The 22,766-nt window shown below is 66.5% G+C and carries 20 protein-coding genes; 11 read left to right on the top strand and 9 right to left on the bottom strand.

Going from position 1 to position 22,766, the window contains the following annotated elements:
- Positions 1-42 precede the first annotated feature (42 nt).
- Entirely contained in the window at positions 43-2,238 is a 2,196-nt protein-coding gene (gene fhuE / locus ASD71_RS08125; RefSeq protein ID WP_056561834.1) for a ferric-rhodotorulic acid/ferric-coprogen receptor FhuE, read from the top strand.
- 24 nt (positions 2,239-2,262) lie between these two features.
- Here fhuE and ASD71_RS08120 read toward each other — a convergent pair whose 3' ends face one another.
- Positions 2,263-3,192 (bottom strand): LysR family transcriptional regulator, encoded by a 930-nt coding sequence (locus ASD71_RS08120; RefSeq protein WP_056566593.1) that lies wholly within the window; start codon positions 3,190-3,192, stop codon positions 2,263-2,265.
- Between the two features lie 120 nt (positions 3,193-3,312).
- On the opposite strand from ASD71_RS08120, the gene ASD71_RS08115 reads away from it, so the two are divergent.
- The 6 genes from ASD71_RS08115 to ASD71_RS08090 all read left to right on the top strand — a co-directional run bounded on the left by ASD71_RS08115 (position 3,313) and on the right by ASD71_RS08090 (position 11,351).
- Positions 3,313-4,662, top strand: a complete 1,350-nt coding sequence (locus ASD71_RS08115; protein WP_056561833.1) for a D-serine ammonia-lyase — start codon at positions 3,313-3,315, stop codon at positions 4,660-4,662.
- A 48-nt stretch (positions 4,663-4,710) separates the two neighbouring features.
- Positions 4,711-5,691: a tripartite tricarboxylate transporter substrate binding protein gene (locus ASD71_RS08110; protein WP_056561832.1), complete on the top strand. Its 981-nt coding sequence runs from the start codon at positions 4,711-4,713 to the stop codon at positions 5,689-5,691.
- A 12-nt stretch (positions 5,692-5,703) separates the two neighbouring features.
- Positions 5,704-7,227 carry an amidase gene (locus ASD71_RS08105; RefSeq protein ID WP_056561830.1) on the top strand — a complete coding sequence of 508 codons (1,524 nt, stop codon included), beginning with the start codon at positions 5,704-5,706 and terminating at the stop codon, positions 7,225-7,227.
- Between the two features lie 267 nt (positions 7,228-7,494).
- Entirely contained in the window at positions 7,495-8,622 is a 1,128-nt protein-coding gene (locus ASD71_RS08100) for a TRAP transporter substrate-binding protein (protein ID WP_056561828.1), read from the top strand.
- A 123-nt stretch (positions 8,623-8,745) separates the two neighbouring features.
- Entirely contained in the window at positions 8,746-9,369 is a 624-nt protein-coding gene (locus ASD71_RS08095) for a TRAP transporter small permease subunit (protein WP_056561827.1), read from the top strand.
- Positions 9,366-11,351 (top strand): TRAP transporter large permease subunit, encoded by a 1,986-nt coding sequence (locus tag ASD71_RS08090; RefSeq protein WP_056561825.1) that lies wholly within the window; start codon positions 9,366-9,368, stop codon positions 11,349-11,351. Before ASD71_RS08095 ends, ASD71_RS08090 begins: the two co-directional genes overlap by 4 nt.
- 196 nt (positions 11,352-11,547) lie before the next feature.
- Here the strand turns inward: ASD71_RS08090 and ASD71_RS08085 are convergent, their stop codons facing one another.
- The 4 genes from ASD71_RS08085 to ASD71_RS08070 all read right to left on the bottom strand — a co-directional run bounded on the left by ASD71_RS08085 (position 11,548) and on the right by ASD71_RS08070 (position 14,741).
- Complete coding sequence (locus ASD71_RS08085; protein WP_056561821.1) at positions 11,548-12,285, bottom strand: site-2 protease family protein; 738 nt, start codon at positions 12,283-12,285, stop codon at positions 11,548-11,550.
- The gene (locus tag ASD71_RS08080; RefSeq protein WP_056561820.1) at positions 12,282-12,770 is read right to left on the bottom strand and encodes a DUF6882 domain-containing protein; all 489 of its coding nucleotides are present in this window, start codon (positions 12,768-12,770) and stop codon (positions 12,282-12,284) included. The genes ASD71_RS08085 and ASD71_RS08080 overlap by 4 nt, the downstream gene beginning before the upstream one ends.
- 370 nt (positions 12,771-13,140) lie before the next feature.
- Positions 13,141-13,950 carry a nucleotidyltransferase domain-containing protein gene (locus ASD71_RS08075; RefSeq protein WP_056561817.1) on the bottom strand — a complete coding sequence of 270 codons (810 nt, stop codon included), beginning with the start codon at positions 13,948-13,950 and terminating at the stop codon, positions 13,141-13,143.
- Positions 13,951-13,991: 41 nt separating this feature from the next.
- Entirely contained in the window at positions 13,992-14,741 is a 750-nt protein-coding gene (locus tag ASD71_RS08070) for an SDR family oxidoreductase (RefSeq protein WP_056561814.1), read from the bottom strand.
- Positions 14,742-14,884: 143 nt separating this feature from the next.
- Between ASD71_RS08070 and ASD71_RS08065 the strand changes: the two genes are divergently transcribed.
- Positions 14,885-15,802 (top strand): LysR substrate-binding domain-containing protein, encoded by a 918-nt coding sequence (locus tag ASD71_RS08065; protein ID WP_056561812.1) that lies wholly within the window; start codon positions 14,885-14,887, stop codon positions 15,800-15,802.
- A 43-nt stretch (positions 15,803-15,845) separates the two neighbouring features.
- The gene (locus ASD71_RS08060; protein WP_056561808.1) at positions 15,846-16,646 is read left to right on the top strand and encodes a DUF169 domain-containing protein; all 801 of its coding nucleotides are present in this window, start codon (positions 15,846-15,848) and stop codon (positions 16,644-16,646) included.
- On the opposite strand, the gene ASD71_RS08055 is transcribed toward ASD71_RS08060, so the two are convergent.
- Positions 16,637-17,548: a LysR family transcriptional regulator gene (locus tag ASD71_RS08055; protein ID WP_056561807.1), complete on the bottom strand. Its 912-nt coding sequence runs from the start codon at positions 17,546-17,548 to the stop codon at positions 16,637-16,639. The two genes, ASD71_RS08060 and ASD71_RS08055, sit on opposite strands and share 10 nt — an antisense overlap.
- Before the next feature lie 105 nt (positions 17,549-17,653).
- On the opposite strand from ASD71_RS08055, the gene ASD71_RS08050 reads away from it, so the two are divergent.
- Together ASD71_RS08050 and ASD71_RS08045 are read left to right on the top strand one after the other, a co-directional pair.
- The gene (locus ASD71_RS08050; protein WP_056561804.1) at positions 17,654-18,856 is read left to right on the top strand and encodes a CynX/NimT family MFS transporter; all 1,203 of its coding nucleotides are present in this window, start codon (positions 17,654-17,656) and stop codon (positions 18,854-18,856) included.
- Positions 18,857-18,900: 44 nt separating this feature from the next.
- Positions 18,901-19,569: an HAD family phosphatase gene (locus ASD71_RS08045; RefSeq protein WP_056561803.1), complete on the top strand. Its 669-nt coding sequence runs from the start codon at positions 18,901-18,903 to the stop codon at positions 19,567-19,569.
- Positions 19,570-19,582: 13 nt separating this feature from the next.
- On the opposite strand, the gene ASD71_RS08040 is transcribed toward ASD71_RS08045, so the two are convergent.
- The 3 genes from ASD71_RS08040 to ASD71_RS08030 all read right to left on the bottom strand — a co-directional run bounded on the left by ASD71_RS08040 (position 19,583) and on the right by ASD71_RS08030 (position 22,725).
- Positions 19,583-20,740 carry a nitronate monooxygenase family protein gene (locus tag ASD71_RS08040; protein WP_056561801.1) on the bottom strand — a complete coding sequence of 386 codons (1,158 nt, stop codon included), beginning with the start codon at positions 20,738-20,740 and terminating at the stop codon, positions 19,583-19,585.
- A 123-nt stretch (positions 20,741-20,863) separates the two neighbouring features.
- On the bottom strand, positions 20,864-22,249 hold the full coding sequence (locus tag ASD71_RS08035) for a tripartite tricarboxylate transporter permease (protein ID WP_056561799.1): 1,386 nt from the start codon (positions 22,247-22,249) through the stop codon (positions 20,864-20,866).
- On the bottom strand, positions 22,246-22,725 hold the full coding sequence (locus tag ASD71_RS08030) for a hypothetical protein (protein WP_056561796.1): 480 nt from the start codon (positions 22,723-22,725) through the stop codon (positions 22,246-22,248). Before ASD71_RS08030 ends, ASD71_RS08035 begins: the two co-directional genes overlap by 4 nt.
- Positions 22,726-22,766 lie beyond the last annotated feature (41 nt).

Below are 22,766 nucleotides of genomic sequence, written 5' to 3'. Positions count from 1 at the left end.
TACCGATTTGTCCCCCTTAGACTCACTCGGTAGGAAGCTCCAATGCAAGCAGAAAGACGCGCCGGACGCGGCTCAATCGTTCACCCACGTTTCGTGCTGCGCCGCACGTCTGCGGCGGTTTTCCTGGCGTTGGCTTCCGGGGCAGTTGCCGCGCAGGACGCCAGCGTGTCGACGCTGCCCTCGGTGCAGGTGGTGGGCGACAACGCCAATCCGAACACCACCGAGGGGACGGGGTCCTATACGCCGCGTTCCACCGCAGCCAGCACGGGGCTGTCGCTGTCGCTGCGCGAGACGCCGCAGTCGGTGACCGTGATGACGCGTCAGCGCATGGACGACGAGGACATGCGGTCGCTGGCCGACGTCATGGGCAGCACGCCCGGCATTTCGGTGCAGAACTTCGACAGTGAGCGCTACACGTTCAACTCGCGCGGCTTCAGCATCAGCAATTACATGTACGACGGCGTGCCCACGTCCTTCGATGTGGGCTATGCGGCGGGCGAGTCTTCCGTCGATCCCATCATCTATGACCGCGTGGAAGTCGTGCGCGGCGCGACGGGCCTGATGACGGGCGCAGGCAATCCGTCCGCCTCCATCAACCTGGTGCGCAAGCACGCCGACAGCCGTGAGTTCAAGGCGGACCTGAGCGCGGGCGTGGGCAACTGGGACACCTATCGCGTGACGGCCGACCTGTCGACGCCGCTCAATGCCGAAGGCACCGTGCGCGGCCGCATCGTCTCGGCGTACCAGGACAACCGGTCGTTCCTGGACTACTACCAGAACAAGAAAAAGGTCTTCTACGGCGTGGTGGACGCCGACCTGACCTCGCGCACCACGCTCAGCGTGGGCTACAACTACCAGGACAACGAGCCGCAGGGCAGTAGTTGGGGCGGCTTTCCGCTTTGGTACGCCGACGGCGGCCGCACCGATTGGCGGCGGTCGCTGAACACCGGCGCGCGGTGGAGCTCGTGGGGCAGCACCACGCAGGGCGCCTTCGCCAGCCTGGAATATCGTTTCGACAACGACTGGCGCGTGCAGGCGGTGGGCTCGTATTCCAAGAATGAAATGGACGGCAAGCTGCTGTACCTGTACGGCTGGCCGGATCGCGAGACCGGCCTGGGCATGGGCGCGTCGCCCGCCTGGTACCTGGGCGACCGCAAGCAGAATGCGCTGGATCTGAAGGCGAATGGACCGTTCACGCTGTTTGGCCGCCGCCACGAAGCCGTGGTGGGCGCCAGCTTCAACCGGCAGAAGGGCGACTTCAACTACCGCTCGGCCATCAATGCGGCAGGCGTGGGCAACTTCCTGGAGTGGAACGGCTCGTATCCCGAACCCGACTGGAACGATTCCACCATTGCCAACCGCTACACCACCACGCAGACGGGCTGGTACGGCGCGCTGCGCCTGAACCTTGCCGATCCGCTGAAACTCATCGTCGGCGGGCGCTACAGCACCTGGAAGACCAACTCGATCGGCTTTGGCGGGGAAGGCCGCACGGAGTTCGACAAGAACGCCTTCACGCCCTACGCCGGCCTGCTGTACGACATCAACGACACCTACACGGCCTACGTCAGCTACACAAGCATCTTCAATCCGCAGACCTACCAGGACCGCAACGGCAATTGGCTCGATCCGCTGGAAGGCAAGTCGTACGAGGCCGGCATCAAAGGCGAATGGCTGGAGGGCCGCCTGAACGCCAGCGCCGCCGTTTTCCAGATCGACCAGGACAACGTGGCGCAGGCCGACCCGGGCCAGATGGTGCCGGGCACGACCAATCAGGCTTACACGGCCGCACAAGGCACGCGCAGCCGCGGCTTCGACTTGGAAGTGTCGGGTGAAGTCACGCCGGGCTGGAACGTGGCTGCGGGATGGTCCCACTGGACCGCCAGCGACGGCGAGGGCAACGCGATCCAGACCGACCAGCCGCGCAGCCTGGTGCGCGTCTTCACCACGTATCAGTTGCCGGGCGACTGGAACCGCCTGACGGTGGGCGGCGGCGTGAACTGGCAGAGCCACGTCTACACCATCGCCAGCGGCCCCAACGGCGACGAGCGCGTGGGCCAGGGCAGCTACGCCATCACCAACCTGATGGCGCGTTACCGCTTCAACCGCAGCCTGTCGGCGCAGGTGAACGTGAACAACGTGTTCGACCGCAAGTACTACAGCCAGATCGGCTTTTACAGCCAGGGCGCGTGGGCCGCGGGACGCAGCGCGATGCTGACGATGCGCTACCAGTATTGATCGCGGGCATTACGTGGCCCGGCATTACGCGGGCCCGACCGGTCCGGAGGCCGCCCGCGCGGTCTCCGCGATGCTGGCGATGAAGGCCTTGGCGGCCTCCGGCATGATGCGGCCGGCCAGCGTCTGCACCTCGAAGTGGCGTTCGTTCATTTCGCGGTCGCGGAGCGGCACGGCGACGATTCTTCCCCATTGCAGGCGGTTGCGGATGGCGAGTTCCCCGCAGAAGGCGACGCCGCCGCCCGCGCTGGCAAAGCCGACCAGGGCGTCGATGCTGCGGCTGGTGAATGCCGGCTCGCAATGTAGTTGCTGGCGGCTGCAACTGATGTCGATCAACTGGCGCAGGGTGGAATCGGGGCTGGGCAGGGCCAGCGGATACGCCATCAATTGCGCCAGCGCCATCTCGCGCCGGTCGGCCAGCGGATGGTCGGCCGCGAGGATCGCGCGCACCGGCGCCGGCACGCGCGCTTCCACCCGGATGTCGCGCTGCGACGTGAGGCTGAGGGTAACGCCAATATCCGCCGACCCATCACGGATGCGCTGGGGGATCTCTTGTTGCGAGCAAACGTCCAGCGAGAACCGGATCCCCGCATAGTGCTGCCGGAAGGCCGCGATGGCCGCCGGCACGAACTCTGACGCATAACCCTCGGTGCTGACGATGCGCACATGGCCCTGGCGCAGCCCGCGCAGCGCCAGGATGTCGCCGGCCACGCGCTCCACGTCCTGCTGCATGCGTTTGGCGTGCGCGGCCAGCAGTTCGCCCGCGGCGTTCGGGACCATGCCGCGCGCGCGGCGCTCGAACAGCAAGGTGCCCAATTCACGTTCGATACGGGCGATCTGCCGGCTGACGGCCGAGGGGGCGACGTCCAGCCTGCCCGCGGCCTCGCTGACCGAGCCGGTGCGCACGACTTCCAGGAAATATCGCAGGGAAATCTCCTGCAGGACGCGAGGGTTCATGGTCAGTTCCAAGGTTTGCGGAAAACGCAAAGAAGAATTCTAACCATTGATATTGCTGCAAAGCGCTGGCCACCTCTAGGATGTGGGCATTATTTGCACTTTCCATTTGCTGCCACAGCCATGTTTCAACCCGACGCTTCCTCCCATTCTCCCGTTCTGGATTCCCTGCGGCAGGCAAAGCCGGTGCTGTGGACCGGGACTGTCACGACCGCCACCGCTGGCGGGCCGGGCGCGCACTTCCTGATGGATCAAGTGCTGTCCGCGCAGGAGCGCTTTGCGCGATTCGCCCCGCTGCTGGCCGAACTGTTTCCGGAATTGGCCGAGACGCGCGGCGTGATCGAGTCGCCGCTTTTGCCCGCCGCCGCCATGCAGGCGGCCATCGGCCTGCCGCACCATGACGGACGCTTGTGGATCAAGGCAGACCATGCGCTGCCGGTGGCCGGTTCGATCAAGGCGCGGGGCGGCATCCACGAAGTGCTGGAATTTGCCGAATCGTTGGCGCTGCGGGAAGGCCTGCTGTGCCCGGGCGACGACTACCGGAAACTGGCCGGCCCCGAAGCCCGGGCCGTTTTCGGCCGCTATCAAGTTGCCGTGGGCTCCACCGGCAACCTGGGCCTGTCCATCGGCGTGATTGCATCGGCGCTGGGGTTCCGGTCGGCCGTGCATATGTCCGCCGATGCCAAGGAATGGAAGAAGGCACGACTGCGTGCACGCGGAGTCGAGGTCGTCGAGCACGCGGGCGACTACGAAAAGGCGGTGGCCGCGGGCCGCGCGCAGGTCGAAGCCGATCCCTTTGGCTATTTCGTCGACGACGAGCGTTCGGCGTCGCTGTTCCTGGGCTACGCCGCCGCCGCGCTGCACCTGCGCACGCAACTGGCCGATGCGGGCGTGCGTGTCGATGCCGAGCATCCCTTGTTCGTCTACCTGCCTTGTGGCGTGGGCGGGGCGCCGGGCGGAATCGCCTTCGGCCTGAAGCAACTCTTCGGCCCGCACGTGCATTGCTTCTTTGCCGAGCCGGTGCAGTCGCCGTGTTTCCTGGTGCGCATGATGGCCGGCCGGGGCGAACTGCCGGGCGCCCCGGCGTCCGCGTCGGTGTACGACGTGGGCTTGACCAACGTGACCGAGGCCGACGGCCTGGCCGTCCCGACGGCATCCGAACTGGCCTATGCGGCCGTGGGCGCGCATCTGGGCGGCGTCTACACCGTGGAAGACGACACGCTGTACGCGGACCTGGCGCGCCTGAAGGACAGCGAGGGCCTGCGCATCGAACCGTCCGCCGCGGCCGGGTTCAGCGGGCCGCGGCACCTGTGCGGCACCGAAGCCGGCCGGGCATGGCTGCGCGCGCAGGGCCTTGACGCGCATCTGCCGCGCGCCACGCACCTGGCCTGGACCACCGGTGGGCTGTTCGTACCCGACGAAGAATATGACCGATTCCTGAGCCGCGGGCGATCGCTCGCGGCCGGCAACTAGGCGCCGACAGACGCGCCGCTTTTCCACCACTTCCCTTCGAGCACCGCCATGAAAACCTCGTTTCTTGCAGTCAGTCTCGCTTTTGCCAGCACCGTCGGCGCCGTCGCGCCCGCGGTGGCCCAGGACGCCTATCCCAGCCGGCCGCTCACGCTGGTCGTGCCCTTCCCGCCGGGTGGCGCCACCGATGTGCTGGGCCGCGTGGTGGCGCAGAAACTGGGACAGGAATTGGGCCGCACGGTCGTGGTGGAAAACCGCGCTGGCGCGGGTACGGTGATTGGCGCCAGCTTCGTCGCCAAGGCCGCGCCGGACGGCTACACGCTGCTGGTCAGCTCCGGCACGACGTTCACGGTCAACCCGGCCATCCAGAACAACCTGCCGTACGACCCGGTCAAGAGCTTTGAACCCATCGGCATCGTCGGCCGCACGGGGCTCGCGCTGCTCGCCAACCCCAAAGTGCCGGTCAAGGACCTGAAGGAATTCGTGGCCTATGTGAAGGATCCGGCCCACGACCAGCCGCCGTACGGCTCGTTCGGCACCGGCACCACGGCGCATTTCGTGGGCGAGGCGTTCACGTCGGCGGCCAAGTTGAAGATGACGCACGTGCCGTACAAGGGCAGCTCGCCCGCAATGACGGACCTGATCGGCGGACAGATTCCGTTTTCGGTCGACACCGTGGCCGCGGCGCTGCCGCAAAGCAAGCAGGGCAAGGTGCGCGTGCTGGCGGTGTCCGCTCCCAAGCGCTCCGCGTTCTTGCCCGACGTGCCGACGTTCGCGGAACAGGGCTACCCCTCGGTCGCCATGGATACGTGGCTGATGGTCGCCGCGCCGCGCGGCCTGCCGGCCGACGTGAAGACGCGGCTGGAGAAGGCGCTGAAGGCCACCGTCGAATCGCCCGAAGTGGTCAAGAGCCTGGAGGCGCAAGGTTTCGAAGCCGCTTTCGCCAGCGCTGCCGAGGGCGAAGCGCTGATCCAGCAGGAACTGCCCGTCATGCGTGAAGTCGCGCAGCGGGCCAACATCAAGATCGACTGAAGGAAGACGACGATGGCATTGGACGACACCCTGGTATCCCTGACGGCGGTCGAGCTGCGGCGCATGATCGGCGCCCGCCAGCTTTCGCCGGTGGAACTGCTGGAGGCCTGCATCGCGCGGATCCAGGCCGTGAACCCGTATATCAACGCCGTCACCGCCACCGCCTACGAGCGGGCGCGCTCGGAGGCGCGCGCCGCCGAGCGCGCCGTGATGGCGGGCGAACCGCTGGGCCTGTTGCACGGTCTGCCGATGGGGGTGAAGGATCTGGAACCCACGGCTGGTGTGTTGACCACGTACGGTTCGCCCTTGTATCGCGGCCACGTGCCCGACGAGGACATCGAGCTGGTGGCGCGCCTGCGCCGCGCCGGCGCCATCGTCGCCGCCAAGACCAACGTGCCCGAAATGGGCGCGGGCGCCAACTCGCGCAACACGGTGTGGGGTGCGACCGGCAACCCGTTCAATCCGAACCTGAACGCCGGCGGCTCGTCGGGCGGTTCCGCCGCGGCGCTGGCTGCCGACATGCTGCCGGTATGCACGGGCTCGGACACGGGAGGCTCGCTGCGTATTCCCGCGTCCAAGTGCGGCGTGGTCGGATTCCGGCCGTCCCCGGGCATCGTGCCCAGCGTGCGCAAACCGCTGGGCTGGACGCCGATCTCGGTGGTCGGGCCCATGGGCCGCACGGTGGCGGACGCCTGCCTGCAGATGGCCGCTTCCGCGGGCATGCACGCCGGCGATCCGCTCAGCTATCCGCTGGACCCGCTGCAATTCCTGAATCCCGGCGTCGCGGACCTGGGTTCGCTGCGCGTGGCCTACACCGAAGACTTCGGCGCGTGCGACGTGGACGATGGCATTCGTGCCACCTTCCGCGAAAAGATCGCCGCGATGCGGCATCTGTTTGCCGCCTGCGATCCGATCGACCTGGATGTGGGCGAGGCCCATCGGTGCTTTGACGTGCTGCGCGCGGAAGCCTTCGTGGCGGGCATGCGCGACGCCTACGAGAAAGACCCGTCCAGCCTCGGTCCCAACACCCGCGCCAACTTCGAGATGGGCGCGGCGATGAGCCTGAAGGACTGCGCGTGGGCGCAGGCCGAGCAGACGCGTCTGATCAAGCGGTTCCAGCGCGCCTATGACGATTACGACCTCATCCTTTCGCCCACCACGCCGGTCTCGCCGTTTCCATGGACGCAGCTGTACGCGGACAAGATCAACGGCGTCGCGCAGGAGAACTACTACCGCTGGCTGGCACTGACGTACGTGGTCACGCTGACCACGCACCCGGCGCTGACGTTGCCGTGCGGACGCGATGCGCATGGCATGCCGTTCGGACTGCAGATCGTGGGGCGCTTTCGCGGCGACCGTGAAGTGCTGGCCGCGGCGCAGGCGATGGAACAGGCGTTTGCGGGCTCGGACGTGCTGCGGCGCCCAAGGCCGGATCTGGCGGCATTGCGTCCCGCCGAACCGGCGCTGACGTCGATCGTGACTTCGCCACCACAGTTGCAGGGCGGGGGAGAAGCAGGTTCCGTGTCGGCGGTATAGCGACCGTCTTTCACCGCATCGGGCCAGCACGCCGCGCCAAGCGGCGCGCTGGCCTTTTGCTATTTCAGGCTAGTCCGTTTTCTAGGGTAATTCCTGACTAAAAGCTGATTGTCAGCCGTTTGTCAGGCAGGTTTAATCACTCCAAAGTTGCGCATCAGACGCATCAATCGGCATCGGATGGCTCGCCGCAGCCAATCTGTGCCACACCCTTGCAGCCGTAGTAACAACACGCTGGTCCATGTAGTCCACCCCAGGAGACAACAAGCCATGCAACACGTTACAAAGCCCCGCCGCCGCAAATTCATCTCTGGCGCAGCCGCCGCGGGGGTCGCGGCGCTAGGATTTCCCGCCATCGCCAAGGCGCAGAACGCGCCCATCTCCTTCCGCTTTCAAAGCACCTGGCCCGCGACCGACATCTTTCACGAATTCGCTCGCGACTACGCCAACAAGGTCAACGAGATGGCCGGCGGCCAGTTGAAGATCGAAGTGCTGCCCGCGGGCGCCGTAGTCAAGGCGTTCGACCTGCTGGATGCGGTGTCGGCCGGGACGCTGGATGGCGGCCACGGCGTGGTGGCCTACTGGTACGGCAAGAACACGGCCGTGGCGCTGTGGGGCTCGGGTCCGTCCTTCGGGATGGACGCCAATATGCTGCTGGCCTGGCACGAATACGGCGGCGGCAAGGAGCTGCTGGTCGAGATCCAGAAGGCCATGGGTGTGAACGTACAGTCCCTGATGTACGGGCCGATGCCGACCCAGCCGTTTGGCTGGTTCAAGCGGCCCGTTACCAAGGTCGAGGACGTCAAGGGCGTAAAGTTCCGCACGGTGGGCCTGGCGATCGACATGTACACCGCAATGGGCGCGGCCGTGAACGCGCTGCCGGGCGGTGAAATCGTGCCGGCGCTGGACCGGGGGCTGCTGGACGGCGCGGAATTCAACAACGCGTCTTCCGATCTGGCGCTGGGGTTCCAGGACGTCTCCAAGATCTGCATGCTGCAGAGCTTTCACCAGAGCGCGGAACAATTCGAGGTGATGTTCAACAAGGCAAAGTACGACGCCTTGCCGGACAACTTGAAGCACATCCTGAGCTACGCGGCCCAGGCGTCCAGCGCGGATATGTCCTGGAAGGCGGCGAACCGCTATTCGCAGGACTACATCAAGCTGCAGAAGGAACACAACGTCAAGTTCTACAAGACGCCGGACGCGATCCTGCAACAGCAGCTCAAGATCTGGGACGACATGATCGCCAAGCGGTCCGCCGAGAATCCGCTCTTCAAGAAGGTGTTGGACTCGCAGCGCACGTTCGCCGAGCGCGTGGGCCGCTGGCACGGCGACACGACGGTCAATCATCGCATGGCCTACAACCACTACTTCTCGCGCAGCTCCAAGCAGGCCTGACGCCGACTTGCGCCGCACCCGCGCGCCCCTGCCGGCGCGCGGCGTTTCGCCATGCGTCCAGGGCCCGTGCGCGTTGCCGGCAGGTTTGCGGCGGCATGAACGGGTCCGACTCCAGGACCTTCGATGATCCGAATCATACGTTTCATAGATCGCATCTCCACCTTCGTGGGCAAGACCTTTGCCTGGTTGATCGTCATGCTGACGCTGCATGTGTGCTGGGAAGTCGCGGCGCGCTACATCCTGAACCAGCCCAGCGCCTGGGCGTTCGACCTGCAGATGATGTACTACGGCATTCTGTTCATGATGGCCGGGGCGTATACGCTGGCCAAAAACGGGCACGTGCGCGGGGACATCCTGTACGGCTTTCTGCCGCCGCGCGTGCAGGGCGGACTGGACTTGCTGCTCTTCATCGTCTTTTTCTTTCCGGGCGTCATCGCGCTGGTGTGGGCCGGCTGGTACTACGCCGGTTATTCCATCGCCATCCGAGAGCATTCGTCGCTGATGGCCAACGGGCCCCCGATCTATCCATTCAAGGCCTTCATTCCTGCCGCGGGCGCGGTCCTCTTGCTGCAGGGCGTGGCCGAGGTCATGCGCTGCATTCTGTGCCTGAAGCACGGCGCCTGGCCGTCGCGTGAAGAGGACGTCGAGGAAGTGGACGTCGACAAGCTCAAGGAGATGGTGCACGTGAAGGACGAAGACATCGCCAAGCTTGATCGCTACGTCAAATCCGGGGAGTCCCTGCGATGAAAATCCACAAGGCATTGTGGTTCGGCCTGTCGTGCATCGCGCTGGTGCTCCTGATGATCGCGTTCCTCACGCCGTGGGACAACCTCACCACCGGTCACATCGGGCTGCTGATGCTGGCCTTGATCGTGGTGGCGATCATGCTGGGCTTTCCCACGGCGTTCACGTTGATGGGCATGGGCGTGCTGTTCACGTTCCTGGCGTATTACATGCAGAGTTCGGACCCGGGGCGGTCCCTGGGCCAAACGCTGGATCTGATGGTGCAGCGCACGTACGCCACCATGACCAACGATTCGCTGATCTCGATTCCGCTTTTCGTGTTCATGGGCTATCTGGTCGAACGCGCCAACCTGATCGAAAAGCTCTTCCGGTCGATGCATCTGGCGTTGGCGCGGCTGCCAGGCGCGCTGGCGGTGGCCACACTGGCGACTTGCGCGATCTTCGCGACCGCGACGGGCATCGTCGGGGCGGTGGTCACATTGATGGGCCTGCTGGCGATGCCGGCCATGCTTAAGGCGGGCTACAGCGTGCGCCTGACGGCGGGTTCCATTACGGCGGGCGGGTGCCTGGGCATCCTGCTGCCGCCATCGGTGATGCTGATCGTGTATGGCGCCACGACGGGCGTGTCGGTGGTGCAGCTGTATGCCGGCGCGCTGTTTCCCGGCATCATGCTGGCGATTCTGTACATGCTGTACGTCATCCTCGTGGCGAAGCTGCGTCCCGACATGGCGCCGCCGCTGCCCGAGAGCGAGCGTGGCGTGCCGCTGTCGCCCGGCACGGCGGCGCTTGCCGCGGGTCCCTACACACGCGCCGTATCGGGCATGCTGGCCGCCATGTTCAAGGGCCGGCGCAACAGCGCGGTGTCTTTTGGCTATCTGACGCGCAACATGGCGATGGCGTTGGCGCCGCTCCTGGTGACGGTGCTGATGCTGGCGGTGGTGCATCACGCGCTGACCAAGCCCGCCGTGCAATACGAGATTCCGGCCGAACTGCAATTGGGTTCTGGCGGTTTCGATTCCGGATCCGGATTGAGCGAACCACCCGTAGACGGTTTGGCCGAGCCGCCGTCAAACGATCTGCCCGAACCGCCGTCCAACGAACTCGCCGAACCGCCGGGGAGCGCGCCCGCCGCGTCGGGCTTGAGCGAACCGCCGGGCACGCCTGCTGCCCAGCCGCCGGCTGGCGCGGCCGCGCCTGCGCAGCAGGCCGCACCGGAGGCCGACGCCCGCAAGCCCACGCCCACCGGCTTCTGGATCTTCGCAGGCGTGTGCGCGGCGATACTGGCGGTCTTCTATGCAGCGCTGACGTGGGCGCGGCTGGAAATCTTCAAGATGCTGATGGCGTCGTTCTTCCCGCTGGCGGTGATGATTGCGGCCGTGCTGGGATCGATCGGCTTCGGCCTGGCCACGCCCAGCGAGGCCGCCGCCATGGGCGCGATGGGCGGCGCGCTGCTGGCGCTGGCGTATCGCAGGCTGAACTTGCCGGTGCTGCGCGAATCGGTGTTCCTGACGGCCAAGACCACCGCCATGGTGTGCTGGCTATTCGTGGGGTCGTCGATTTTTTCAGCGGCGTTCGCGCTGCTGGGCGGCCAGCGCATCATCGAGGAATGGGTGCTGTCGCTGGGCCTGACGCCGATCCAGTTCCTGCTGCTGGCGCAGATCATCATCTTCCTGCTCGGCTGGCCGCTGGAGTGGACCGAGATCATCGTGATCTTCATGCCGATCTTCGTGCCGCTGCTCAACACGTTCGGCATCGACCCGCTGTTCTTCGGCCTCTTGGTGGCGCTGAACCTGCAGACCGCGTTCCTTTCCCCGCCGGTGGCCATGTCGGCCTTCTACCTGAAGGGCGTATCACCGCCACACGTGACGCTGAACCAGATCTTCATGGGCATGATGCCGTTCATGGGAATCCAGGTGGTCGCGATCTTCCTGCTGTACATGTTCCCGGCGATCGGCATGTGGCTGCCGACGGTGCTGTACCGGTAAGGCGCGAAGGGGGCTGACACCCGTGGGATGTCGTCGCAAGTTGGAGAAGGTGTCTGACACCCATGAGATGCCGTCTCAAGTTGGAGAAGGTGTCTGACACCCATGAGATGCCGTCTCAAGTTGACGGCCATCTTGCCGGGGTGTCAGACACCTGCTTCATCTCGCCGGGGTGTCAGACACCTGCTTCGACTTGAGGTCAGACTCCGCTGCTGAGATAAACCACCGCCGCGACGAGCCAGGACGCCGCGAGCGCAACATAAGCCAGCAGCAGGATCTGCGTGAGGGAAGCCGGCCAGTGCTTGCCCAAGCCGGCGCTTTTCCCCAGCGCGCCCAGCAGATAGCCGCCGTTCGCGCCCGGCAACGGCAGCAGGTTAAGCGCGGCCGTCGTGGCGGCGGTCAGGCCCAGCAACATGGGGAAGGGCAGACCGTGCGCGGCGGAATCGACACGGGCCAGCAGCGCCTGCGCCGTGTGCAGTGGCGACAGCGCGCCACTGACGATGTTCGCAAATCCATCCGCCAGCGCATGCACGCCCGCCATGCCGCCCAGCAGCGCGCACGCCAGCGCGATCAGCGCGAAGCAGCCGGACGCGCCGATGAACAGTTGCGCCCAGAGCGGCTGCGCTTCCAGGTGTCGCGGGTCAACGTCCGCTTCGTCCGCCGGCATCGTGGCGGCCGTCGGCGTTGCGACGTCTGCCGGCATCGTGCCATCCGCCAGCATCGTAGCGCCCGCCGTCTGGAAGCGGACCGCGCCGCCGACAGGCAGCAGCCGAATACTGACCCTGCCCAGCCGCAACAGGCGCGGCCCCAGCCCGAACGACAGCTCGTCCAGCGCCACGCCCAACGCGCGTCCCGCGAAAGCCATCACCGTCACATGCACCAGTGCGCACAGAGCAACGGCCAGCAACAGGCCGATGGCCCCGAATGCCACCGTCATTCGCTTTCTGCCTTCGACAGCGACACTTTCCCGAACGTCATCCACACATGCGCCGTTTCAGACGCCTGCGCGCGATACGTGCCGGAGGCTTCACCCAGACGCATTGCGACGGCGGTGAACGCCCAGGCCTGGGCATCGTCGCAATCGACCTTGCGCGTGGTGTAGGCCTGCAGACCATGCGCGCGCCCGAAGGCCAGCGCCAGTTGCGCGTGCTCGGCGAGCTCTGGCGGCACGGACGGATGATCCCAGCCCCACAGGAAACTGCCGTCTTCGCTGTTGGACGTGCCGATGATCTGCACCGGCGCGGTGGCGACGATGCCACCCGGAAGCTGGAACACGATCAGGCCGCTATCCATGTCCACCGACCATTGCTCGGCCTCGTCCAGATGCCAGGTCGCGCAATGGGCCGCCGTGGCGGCCTGCATGCCTTCCAAGCTTTGGGCGATATAAGTCTGGACGTCGAAGGGCGTGGTGGTGTCGGACATGCGGGATCGTTCCATCAAAGAGAAGGGGCCGACGATGATACGTCAATCGCGTCCGCGCACGGGCAGGATGGCAGGCGCGCCAACGCGAAGGACACCAGTGGTTGGAGGATCAACGGCCCAATCATGCGAAACGGTGTCAGACACCGATGAAGCGCCGTCTCAAACTTGAAAAGGTGTCTGACACCCCTGAGACGCCGTCTCAAGCTGGTGGTCAATTCCACGGGTGTCAGACACCTTCGCCAAATTGACGACCTTCCCGTCCGCGTGTCAGACACCTTCGCCAAATTGACGACCTTTCCGTCCGCGTGTCAGACACCTTCGCCAAATTGACGATCTTCCCGTCCGGGTGTCAGCCCCCCGTTGCAGCACCTCAATACGTCAGCGGCGCACCCGTGACGACCTCATACAAAAACCGGTCCAGCGTCTCGGTCTGGCCGTCGGGCCGATCGAAAAAGGGCGCATTTTCCAGTTCGGCCAGGGTCGATTCCAGATACGCGTGGATCAGCGGGAAGCGCGGGCCGTGCTCGGCCTCGCCGGCCGCCATCTTGATGGCCAGCAGTTCGTTGACTTCGGCGCGCAGGGCGGCGTCGGTGATGATGACGTCGGCCAGATCGGCGAAGCGCATCGGGGGCACGCCACGGCCGCTGTCGATCCATTGGGCGGCCAGCACGGGGCGCAGCACGTACAGGTACTTCTTCAAGCGCACCGTCTCGCCCTGCAGGAATTCACGGAAGTTGCGGCCCGCCATCGACACGTAATGCCAGCGGCCCTTGGTGTTGGAAAAGTACGCGCTGCGGAAATGCCGCAGCCACGCGCTGACCGTGTCGTCCTGGCGATAGATGATGGGCGAATCCAGCCACTCGAAAAGCGTGGGGTTCGAGCCGCGCAAGAGTTGCAGGGACTTGCGCAGCTCCCAGCCCGAGACGTCCAGTTCGTCGTCGATGGGCAGCTCGATCACGTCGCGTTGCGGCGCCACGCGCAGATACCAGTCCAGCTTGTGCACGTAAAGAAAGCGCACGTCGTAGTCGCTGTCGGGCGAGGCAAAGCCCCAGCCGCGGCTGCCGGATTCGCAGGCGAGCAGTACGCGCACGTCGTGGCGCCGCTCGATGTCTTGCAGCGTCGCCATGACGCGTTCGCGGACGGCGGGGTCGATGGGGTGGGCATGCAGGATGGAAGTCATGTGCGCATCCTAGCACTGCCCGGCATCGGCCGGATCGCGCCTCAAAGCTGGCTCATGCCGCCGTCGGCAATGATCTCCGTGCCCACGATGAAGGCCGATTCGCGCGCGGCCAGGTGCAGGACGGTCGCGGCGATCTCTTGCGGCGTGCCGAAGCGGCCCAGCGGAATTTGCGCCTGGATGCTGGCGGCGGTCTTTTCCAGCGTGTCGGCGTCCAGACCAAGCTTGCCGTAGATCGGCGTGGCGACGGGCCCGGGGCTGACGACATTGACCCGGATGCCGCGCGGCAGCCATTCGGCCGACAGCGTTTTTGCCAGCGAAATCAGCGCCGCCTTGCTGGCCGCGTAGATCGACGATGCCGGCATGCCAATATGGGCGTTGATGGACCCGTTGAGCACGATGGACGCGCCCGCGTTGAGCAAGGAGTCCAGCGCTTGCAGCTGAAAAAACACGCCCTTGACGTTGGTGTCGAACGTCTGGTCCCACAGGTCTTCGGTGGCGTCGGCCAGCGTGGCGAACTTGGCGATGCCCGCATTGACGAAAACGGCGTCCAGGCGCACGCCCGCCGATGTCAGGGCGTCGGCCAGCGCGGCGGCCGCACCAGGTGCGCCGGCGGTGTTCTGGATGGCCAGCGCGTTGCCGCCCAGGCTGGCGCGGGTCTTTTCCAGCGCCGCGGTGTCGCGTCCGGTGACGATGACGCGGGCGCCTTCGGCGGCGAAAGCTTGGGCGGCGGCGAGGCCGATGCCGCTGGTGCCACCGGTGACCAGGACGGTCTTTTGTTCAAAACGGTTCATGACAGATTCCTTTGGTGTGGAGGTGAGGTGTAGCCATGTTGCGCCTTGCGGGGTCGTTTGTCGTACGATCTGACGCACGAACACGTTCGACAAGATCGAACATGTTTGGTCTGGAATGTTTAACCCGATCGGTGGACTCCGCCATGCTGACTCCCAATGAACTGGCGCTGCTGGAAGCCATCCGCGACAGCGGCAGCCTGTCCCGGGCGGCTGCCCGGCTGGGCAAGGCCCCGTCTTCCGTGTCCCACGCCGCGCGGCAGTTGGAGGAACGCTTCGATGCCCTGTTGTTCGACCGCCGCGGCTACCGGCTGCAGCTCACGCCCGCCGGCCAACTGCTGGCGGACGAAGCCGCGCGGCTGGCGCAGGATGTCAGCCGGCTGACGCAGCGCGTGCGGCAGGTGGCCAGCGGCTGGGAAGACCGTCTGCATATCGTCAGCGACGAGATCCTGGAATTCGAACTGATGGCGCCGCTGATTCAGGCCTTCGACGAGCTGGATTCGGGCGTCAGGCTGCGCTTCACGCACGAGGTGCTGGGCGGCACGTGGGAAGCGCTGCGCGAGGGGCGGGCAGACCTGATCGTGGGCGCGACCAACGAGCCGCAGACCATGCCGAACCTGCAATGGGCGGCGTTGGGCGAGATGGAATGGCTCTTTGCCGTGTCTCCTGGGCATCCGCTGGCCAAGGCCAAGGCGCCGCTGCGCCAGGACCAGATTCAGCAGCATCGCGCCGTTGTCGTTGCCGACACGGCGCGCGGCTCGTCGGCACGCGGTTACGGCAAGGTTGGCGGGCAGGCCACGCTGGCCGTGCCCAGCATGCGCGCCAAGATCCTGGCGCAACGCGAAGGCCTGGGCGTGGGCTGGGTGCCGCGGCATCGCGCGGCGTCGCTGCTGGCGCGGGGTGAATTGGTGGAAATCGCCACCGAGACGCCGCGCGAGCCCAACCTGCTGTACCTCGCGTGGCGCGGCAATCACGACGGACGGGCGCTGCGCTGGTGGCTGGACCAGTTGCGCCAGCCGCGCATGGCCGCGGCGCTGATGCGAGGCATCGACGGGTTCGCCTGACGCGTTGTAGTCTTGTCCGCCTACAACAGTCCAAAGGACGAACATGGAAGAGACAAGGCAGGAAACCCCGCTCGACTGGGCATCGCTGGTTGACGATCTGAACCGGCTGCTTCGGCTGAAGACCACCGTCATCGGCATGAAGCTCTACGAGCGCGAAGCCGACATGGCGGGCGTGAAGGGCCTGCGCCGGCCCAAGGCCACGCACACCACGGACCAGATCGTGGGCATGGCGGCGCGGCTTGGCTGGACGGTCGGTATTACGGGCGATGATCTGGTCGGTGCGCAATGCCGCGCCGTCATCGGCCTGGGGCCGCAGGACGAAGAATGGAAACGCGGCAAGGAATATGTGGGCGTCTGGCACGCCACCGAAGCCGATGCCCGGGCCCGCCAGGAGGCGCTGAGCTGTGTTCCGGCGGGCAGGTTCCGCGCCATGGTCGTGTCGCCGCTGGCGAACGGGCGCCTGGACCCGCCGGACATCTGCCTGGTGTATGCGACCCCCGGCCAGATGATCATCCTGATCAACGGCCTGCAATGGAAAAACTACCGGCGCTTTGACTGGAGCGTCGTGGGCGAAACGGCCTGCGCGGATTCCTGGGGCAGGGCGCTTGCCACCGGCGAGCCAAGCCTGTCCTTGCCCTGTTTCGCCGAACGCCGCTATGGCGGCGTGCCCGACGATGAGATGCTCATGGCGCTGCCACCGCGTTATCTGCCGATTGCCATCGAGGGCATGAAGGCGCTGGCGGCCAATGGCCTGCGCTATCCCATCGCGCCCTATGGCATCCAGAACGACGTGCGCGCGGGCATGGGTGTGAGCTACGCGCAACCGCCCAAGGCTCAGGGGTGAACGCCGCCGTGCAGCGCCGCGGCCAGCGTGCGCGCGGCGGGCCCCAGCGGCCGGTCGATGCGGTGCGCCAGATAGGTTTCGGTGGTGATCTGGCTGTCGCGGCCCAGGCTGGTGGCGGGCACGCGCAGCAGGCGGCCCTCGGCCAGGTCGCGCTCCACCTGCCAGAGCGGCAGCCGGCCCCAGCCCAAGCCGGCCAGGATCAGCGCGTGCTTGGTGTCCTGGCCGCTGACGCGGCAGGTCTGCGGCGACAGTACGGCAAAGTCGCGGCCTTCCGACAGCGGCGAGGGATCGGATTGCACGATCTGCAGGTGATCCGCCAGGTCCGCCGCATTAAGCGCCCGGCCAGCGCGCGCGGTCTGCGCCAGGGGATGCGAAACGCCGACGACGGCCACCATCTGAATGGCGCCAAGCGCCTGCACCACGATGCGCGGATGCCGGAAATGTTCGCCCGCAAGAATGCCCAGCGTGTGCGTGCCGGCCAGCAACGCTTCGACCGGCCCGCCCAGCGGCAGCACCGACACGCGCATCGCCACCGAGGGATACGCCGCGCGCATGTGGTTCAGCGCCGCGCCGGCGCGTTCGATCGGAAAGAGCGTATCCACCACCAGCGAGAGTTCCAGCTCCACGCCTTCGCCCAGACCCTGCGCACGGGCGCGCATCGCATCGACCCGCAGCAGGATGTCGCGAGCGTTGGCAAGCAGGGCCTGGCCCTGCGGCGTCATGACGGGACGATGGCCGGTGCGGTCGAAAAGCGGCACGCCCAGTTGCGCCTCCATGTTGGCGATGGCGTGGCTGACTGCGGACTGCACGCGCGACAGCCGGCGGGCGGCGGCGCGGAAGCTGCCGGTATCCGCAACGGCGGCGAATACGCGCAGTTGGTCGAGGGTGAGCGCATCGATCATGGGCGATTGATCTATTGGTTCGATCAAGAACGTCAAAAGGTTATCACTTCGCAGGATCGGTTTTGCGCGGCATGATGCCGGAATCCAGGCGAGAGCGAGGGCGGGATGGACAAGGTTGAAGGGGCGCAAGGCGCCGTCGGGCACCAGCATTGGGGCGCGGTGCTGGCCATCGTGGGCGCGGGCGTCGTGGCGGCGCTGCAAGTGGGCAAGGTCATCATCGCCGCGCCGTTGCTGCGCAAGGACATGGGGCTGGACCTCGCGTCCATCGGCACGCTGACGGCGGTGTTTTCGGTGCTGGGCATGGTGGGCGGCATCGCGGCGGGCGGGGTGATCGCGCGCTTTGGCGCCCGGCTCATGCTGATCCTGGGGCTGGCGGCGACGGCGGCGGGCACGGCGGTGGGCGCGTTGGCCCCGGGATATGGCGTGCTGCTCGGCTCGCGCGTCATCGAAGGGTTGGGCTTCCTGATGATCACAGTGGCCGGTCCCGCCGCGCTGCAACGCCTCGTATCGGGCGGCAGGCGCGATTTCGCCTTTGCGCTTTGGAGCTGCTATATGCCGGCCGGGATGGCAATCGCGATGCTCGCCTCGCAGGCGTTCGACGACTGGCACGCCTATTGGTGGTGCGCGGGCATTGCCGCGGGCGTGGCGCTTGCCGGCATCGTGGTGCTGGCGCCGCCCACGCCTCGCGGCGCTGCCCTGTCGTGGCATGGACTGCGCCAGGACACGGTTGACACCATGGGCGCCGCCGGACCGATGCTGCTGGCGCTGTCGTTCACCCTCTACAGCGTGATGTTCTTCGCGCTGTTCACATTCCTGCCGGTGCTGCTCATGGAACAACTGGGGCTGACGCTGGCGGCGGCCGGCCTGTACAGCGCCATCGCCAGCGCCGCCAACGTGGTGGGCAATCTGGGCGCGGGCGTGCTGCTTGCGCGCGGGTGGCAGCGGTCCACCTTGATCGCCTGCGCCAGCGCGGTGATGGCGGTCGTGTCGCTGCTGATCTTCGGCTCGGCGCTGCCCGCCATGACCACCTTTCTGCTGTGCGTGCTGTTCTCGGCCGTGGGCGGGTTGATCCCGGCGACGCTGCTTGGCACCGCGCCGCTGGTGGCCCCGCGTCCGGCCCTGACCGCGGCGTCGGTGGGGCTGGTCATGCAGGGCAGCAATCTGGGGCAAGTCATCGGGCCGGTGGCGGTGGGTGGCGCCATCGACCGCTTTGGCTGGACCTCAGCGTCGTTCATCGTGGCGGCGGCGGGCCTGGCGGGCGTGGCCGTCGCCTGGCGGCTGCGGCGGGTCGGGGCAGCGGTGCAGTAACGCGGCTGGCCTATCATGGAGCGGACAAACACGTTGGAGGTTACATGCACACGTCCGCCCCGCGCCTGGTCATCTTTGATTGCGATGGCGTTCTGATCGACAGCGAAATCATCGCCGCGCGCGCTCAATCCAGCGCCCTGGCCGAACACGGCATCGCCATCACGCCCGAAGAGGCCGCACTGCGTTTTGCCGGCATCCCGGATGCGGACATGTGGCGCACGTTGCAGGCGGAGCACGCCTGCTCGTTGCCCGAGGGCTTCGCGCGCCAATATGCCGACCGGCTGGAACGCACGTTCCGCACCGAACTGCGCCCCTTGCCGCACGTGCACGAGACGCTTGAGGTATTGAAGGAACGTGGGTTGGACCTGTGCGTCGCGTCCAGCAGCATGCCGGCCAAGCTGGAGGCCGCGCTCAAGATGGTGGGTTTGTGGGAGACGTTCGCGCCCCATGTGTTCAGCACGGCGCAGGTGGCCAAAGGCAAGCCCGCGCCGGACGTTTTTCTGTACGCGGCGCGGCAGATGCGGGCCGCGGTGCTGGATTGCGTCGTAGTGGAGGACAGCGTGCCAGGTGTGCGCGCTGCCCGTGCGGCGCGCATGCGGGCGGTGGGGTTTGTGGGCGCCTCGCACAACGGACCGCAGCAGCGGCAGCGGTTGCTGGATGAGGGCGCCTTTGAAGTGATCGATGATCTGCGGCGCCTGCCGGAGATCATCTGAGGGGACGTCGGGCTTATGCCGCTGCGGGCATTTCGCCGTGCAGCAGGTAATCCATCAGTTCGCGCACGGAACGCATGGCATTGCCGAACGGCAGTTTGGAGGCGCCTCGGAAGAACAGACCGCGGCTGACTTCGCCGCGCATGGCGGCCGCCAGCTTCAAGTCGATGCAGAATTGGCCGAACTTGGCGATGCCGTCGCGCAGGCCGCATTGCGTCAGGCAGTCCATGCGCTGGCTGCAGCGGCGCGGATCGGCGCGGGTGTTGGCTTGCAGCGTGCCTTCCTGGCGCAGGTAGCGCGTCAGCCACGGCGTGGCGACTGCACGTGCGGGCAGACCGGCCACGCTGGTGAATTCCGCCAGTTCGGCGGGGTCGGCGTCGATCAGGACGCGCTTGAAGTTTTCGTGGGCGTCGCCTTCGTGGGTGACGGCGAACGCGGTGCCGACCTGCACGCCATCGGCGCCGTTGGTGAGCCAGTGGCGGACCTGTTCATGGCTGCCGACGCCGCCCGCGACAATCAGGCGAGGCGCATCGCGGCCCAGTTGCAGTTCAGTGAAAAGGGCGTGGCAATCGGCCAGCACCTTTTTGAAGTCGAAGCGTTCGCTGTGCAGGTCGTCAATCCGCGCCGCGCCCAGGTGGCCGCCCGCGTAACCCGGGTGTTCGATGACGACGGCGTCGGCCAGTCGTCCTTTTTTCATCCATTTTTTCAGCACGGCGGCGACGCCGCGGGCCTCGGAAAGAATGGGCACGAGCGCCACTTTGGGAAAGTCCGCCGTCATTTCGGGCAGGTCGAGCGGCAGGCCAGCACCCATGACGATGGCTTCGGCGCCGCTTTCGCAGGCTTGGCGCACCAGCGCGGGATGGTCGCGCACGGCTTTCATGACGTTGACCGCCACCAGGCCGCGGCCCTGCGCGGTGTCGAGCGCGGCGCGGACTTCGCGATGCAGGGCTTCGCGGTTGGCGGTGTCGATCGTGTCGCGGTCATTGCATTTTTCAGTTCTTTCCACGAGATCGGCGTGGTGATGGCGCAAATCGACGCTGGCAATGGTGCCCACGGCGTTCTGGCTGGCAACCGCGCCGGCCAGGCGATGGGCGGATACGCCAACGCCCATGCCGCCCTGCACGATGGGCAGCAACTCGCGTCCGGCGAGGGTGAGTGATTTGAACCACGTCATGATATGAGTCTTTCCTCTGGTCAAGAGAGCAGAGGCTAGAGCAAGGTGGGGAGCGCCGCCTTGCGAAGAATCAAGTGGCGCGGCAATGGGCGGGGGCTATTCCCCCCGCCCATCCGTCACGCTTTATGTAGCCAGCTTGATGATCGCCGGCACGGACAGCACGGCGGTGTAGTAGCCCATGAACTGCACGCCGGTATTGAAGCCGAACAGGCGCGACAGCAGGCCGCCGATGAGGCCCATGGTCAGGATGACGAGCAGGCCCAGGAATTGGCCTTCCCAGACGCTGATCACGATGATCAGGCCGACAAACGTGGCAATGATGGCTTCGTGGCTGACGCGGCGCGACACGAAGAGCGCAGCGCGGCGCGCGAAGTTCATGGCGAAGGGATAGGACACCACCGCCGCCAGCAGCACCGCCAGCATGCCGTAGCCCAGAAATTCCCAGTGGTTCAGCAGGTTGTGCAGGTTGTGCGTCTGGCCCGTCGCCGCATCCACCGTGAAGCGCGGCGGCGCGTTAAAGAGCGGCGCCGCGGGTCCCGCCGCCACGGGGCTCAGGGGCAGGCCGAAGGCGATCAGCGGAATCAGCGCCTCGGCAATGTAGGTGGCCTCGGTCACGCCGTTGCGCGCGCTGAGCACCGTGGTCAGCCGGTGATAGGCATGCTTGACGCGCGAGCCCACCAGTTCGCCCAGCACGACAGTCATGGCGACCGGGCTGAACACGAAGGTGGCGCTGGACACGGCCGCCGTGGCAAGCGTCCAGCGCGTCTGCACGCGGTCCATGACTTTCAGCGGGTTCGGAAAGTACCCCGACCAGCCCTTGACATCAGGCGCCAGCGAGAACGTGCGGACCTTGTCGCGCATCATCTTGCCGCGGCCTTGGGGCGACAGCACGGTGAACAGGTCGGCGATCAGCGGGCCGATCGCGATGCCCAGAAAGTAGCTGATGCTGAGCTTCACGCCGTATTTGGCCGTCAGGCTTTGCAGCGCAATGATGACCATGACGAACGGCACCAGCAGCGCCACGGCTGCCCAGCGTCCCGCCGAAAAATACGCGATCAGCAATGCGGCCGCCAGGAAGATCCAGGGTGCGGATTTGGTGATGGCGGCGCCGAACGGGGCGAGCAGCACGGCGAACAGCACCGCCAGCGGCACCGCGACAAACGCGGCGACGATGGCGCCGGACACCATCTTGCGCAGCGCGATGTGCGGCACGCCCAGCTTGCGCAGCATGTTCGCGTCCTGCAGCAGCGGCGTGGCCAGCGTGTCGCCCGGGATGCCCAGCAGCGCGGTCGGCACGGCGTGCGTCATGTGCTTGGCGACGGCGCCTGCGAGAAAGAACGTGAAGACACCGGCGGGCGGCACGCCCAGCAGCACCACCAGCAGGGTCAGCGGCGCGAGCGTCGTGGTTTCGTCGGTGCCGGACACGAGACCGATGGCGGCAAACACGACCGCGCCCAACAGGCCCATGCCGGCGGCCACCATGATTTGTTCAAGCAGTTCGGGGCTCATGCCAGCGCCTCCTTGGCGGCGCCGCGCCGGGGTTCGGCGGCAACGGCAGACGCGGGGGCCGCCGGCTGCGCGAACAGGTCGTACAGGTCCAGTTCCTTCAGCTCGCGCACCACAGCGTCGGGCAGGTCCGCCAGCGTGCCCAGGCCGCCGGGCTGTTCGGCCAGCTCGGCCAGCACTTCGGCGCGCCAGGCGGGGTCATGCGTGGCGCTGTGCTCGACGACCTCGCGTTTGGGTGGGAATAGGCGGGCGCAGATCACGCCTGCCAGCACGCAACCGGCCAGCCCGGCCAGCATGGCGTAGGCGTGCGCAAGTTCCGGCGAGGCCACCACGCCGCGCAGCCAGCGGCTGGCGGCAAAGAAGCCGGCCACGCTGACCGTGATGCCGATGCCGATGGCCCAGGCCAGATGCCTGAGATCCACGGTGTCGCTCCAGACTTCAGCCAGGTGCGCGGACGGCGCCTGAGGGCTTTGTTTCATGTCTCTCTCCTGTGTTTATCGGACGGCGCGCGGGTGGACCG

Origin of the sequence: Achromobacter sp. Root565 (assembly GCF_001427425.1) — a bacterium.
GTDB classification, from domain to species: Bacteria; Pseudomonadota; Gammaproteobacteria; order Burkholderiales; family Burkholderiaceae_B; genus Achromobacter; species Achromobacter spanius_D.
This window is presented reverse-complemented; position numbering and strand designations above follow the sequence as displayed.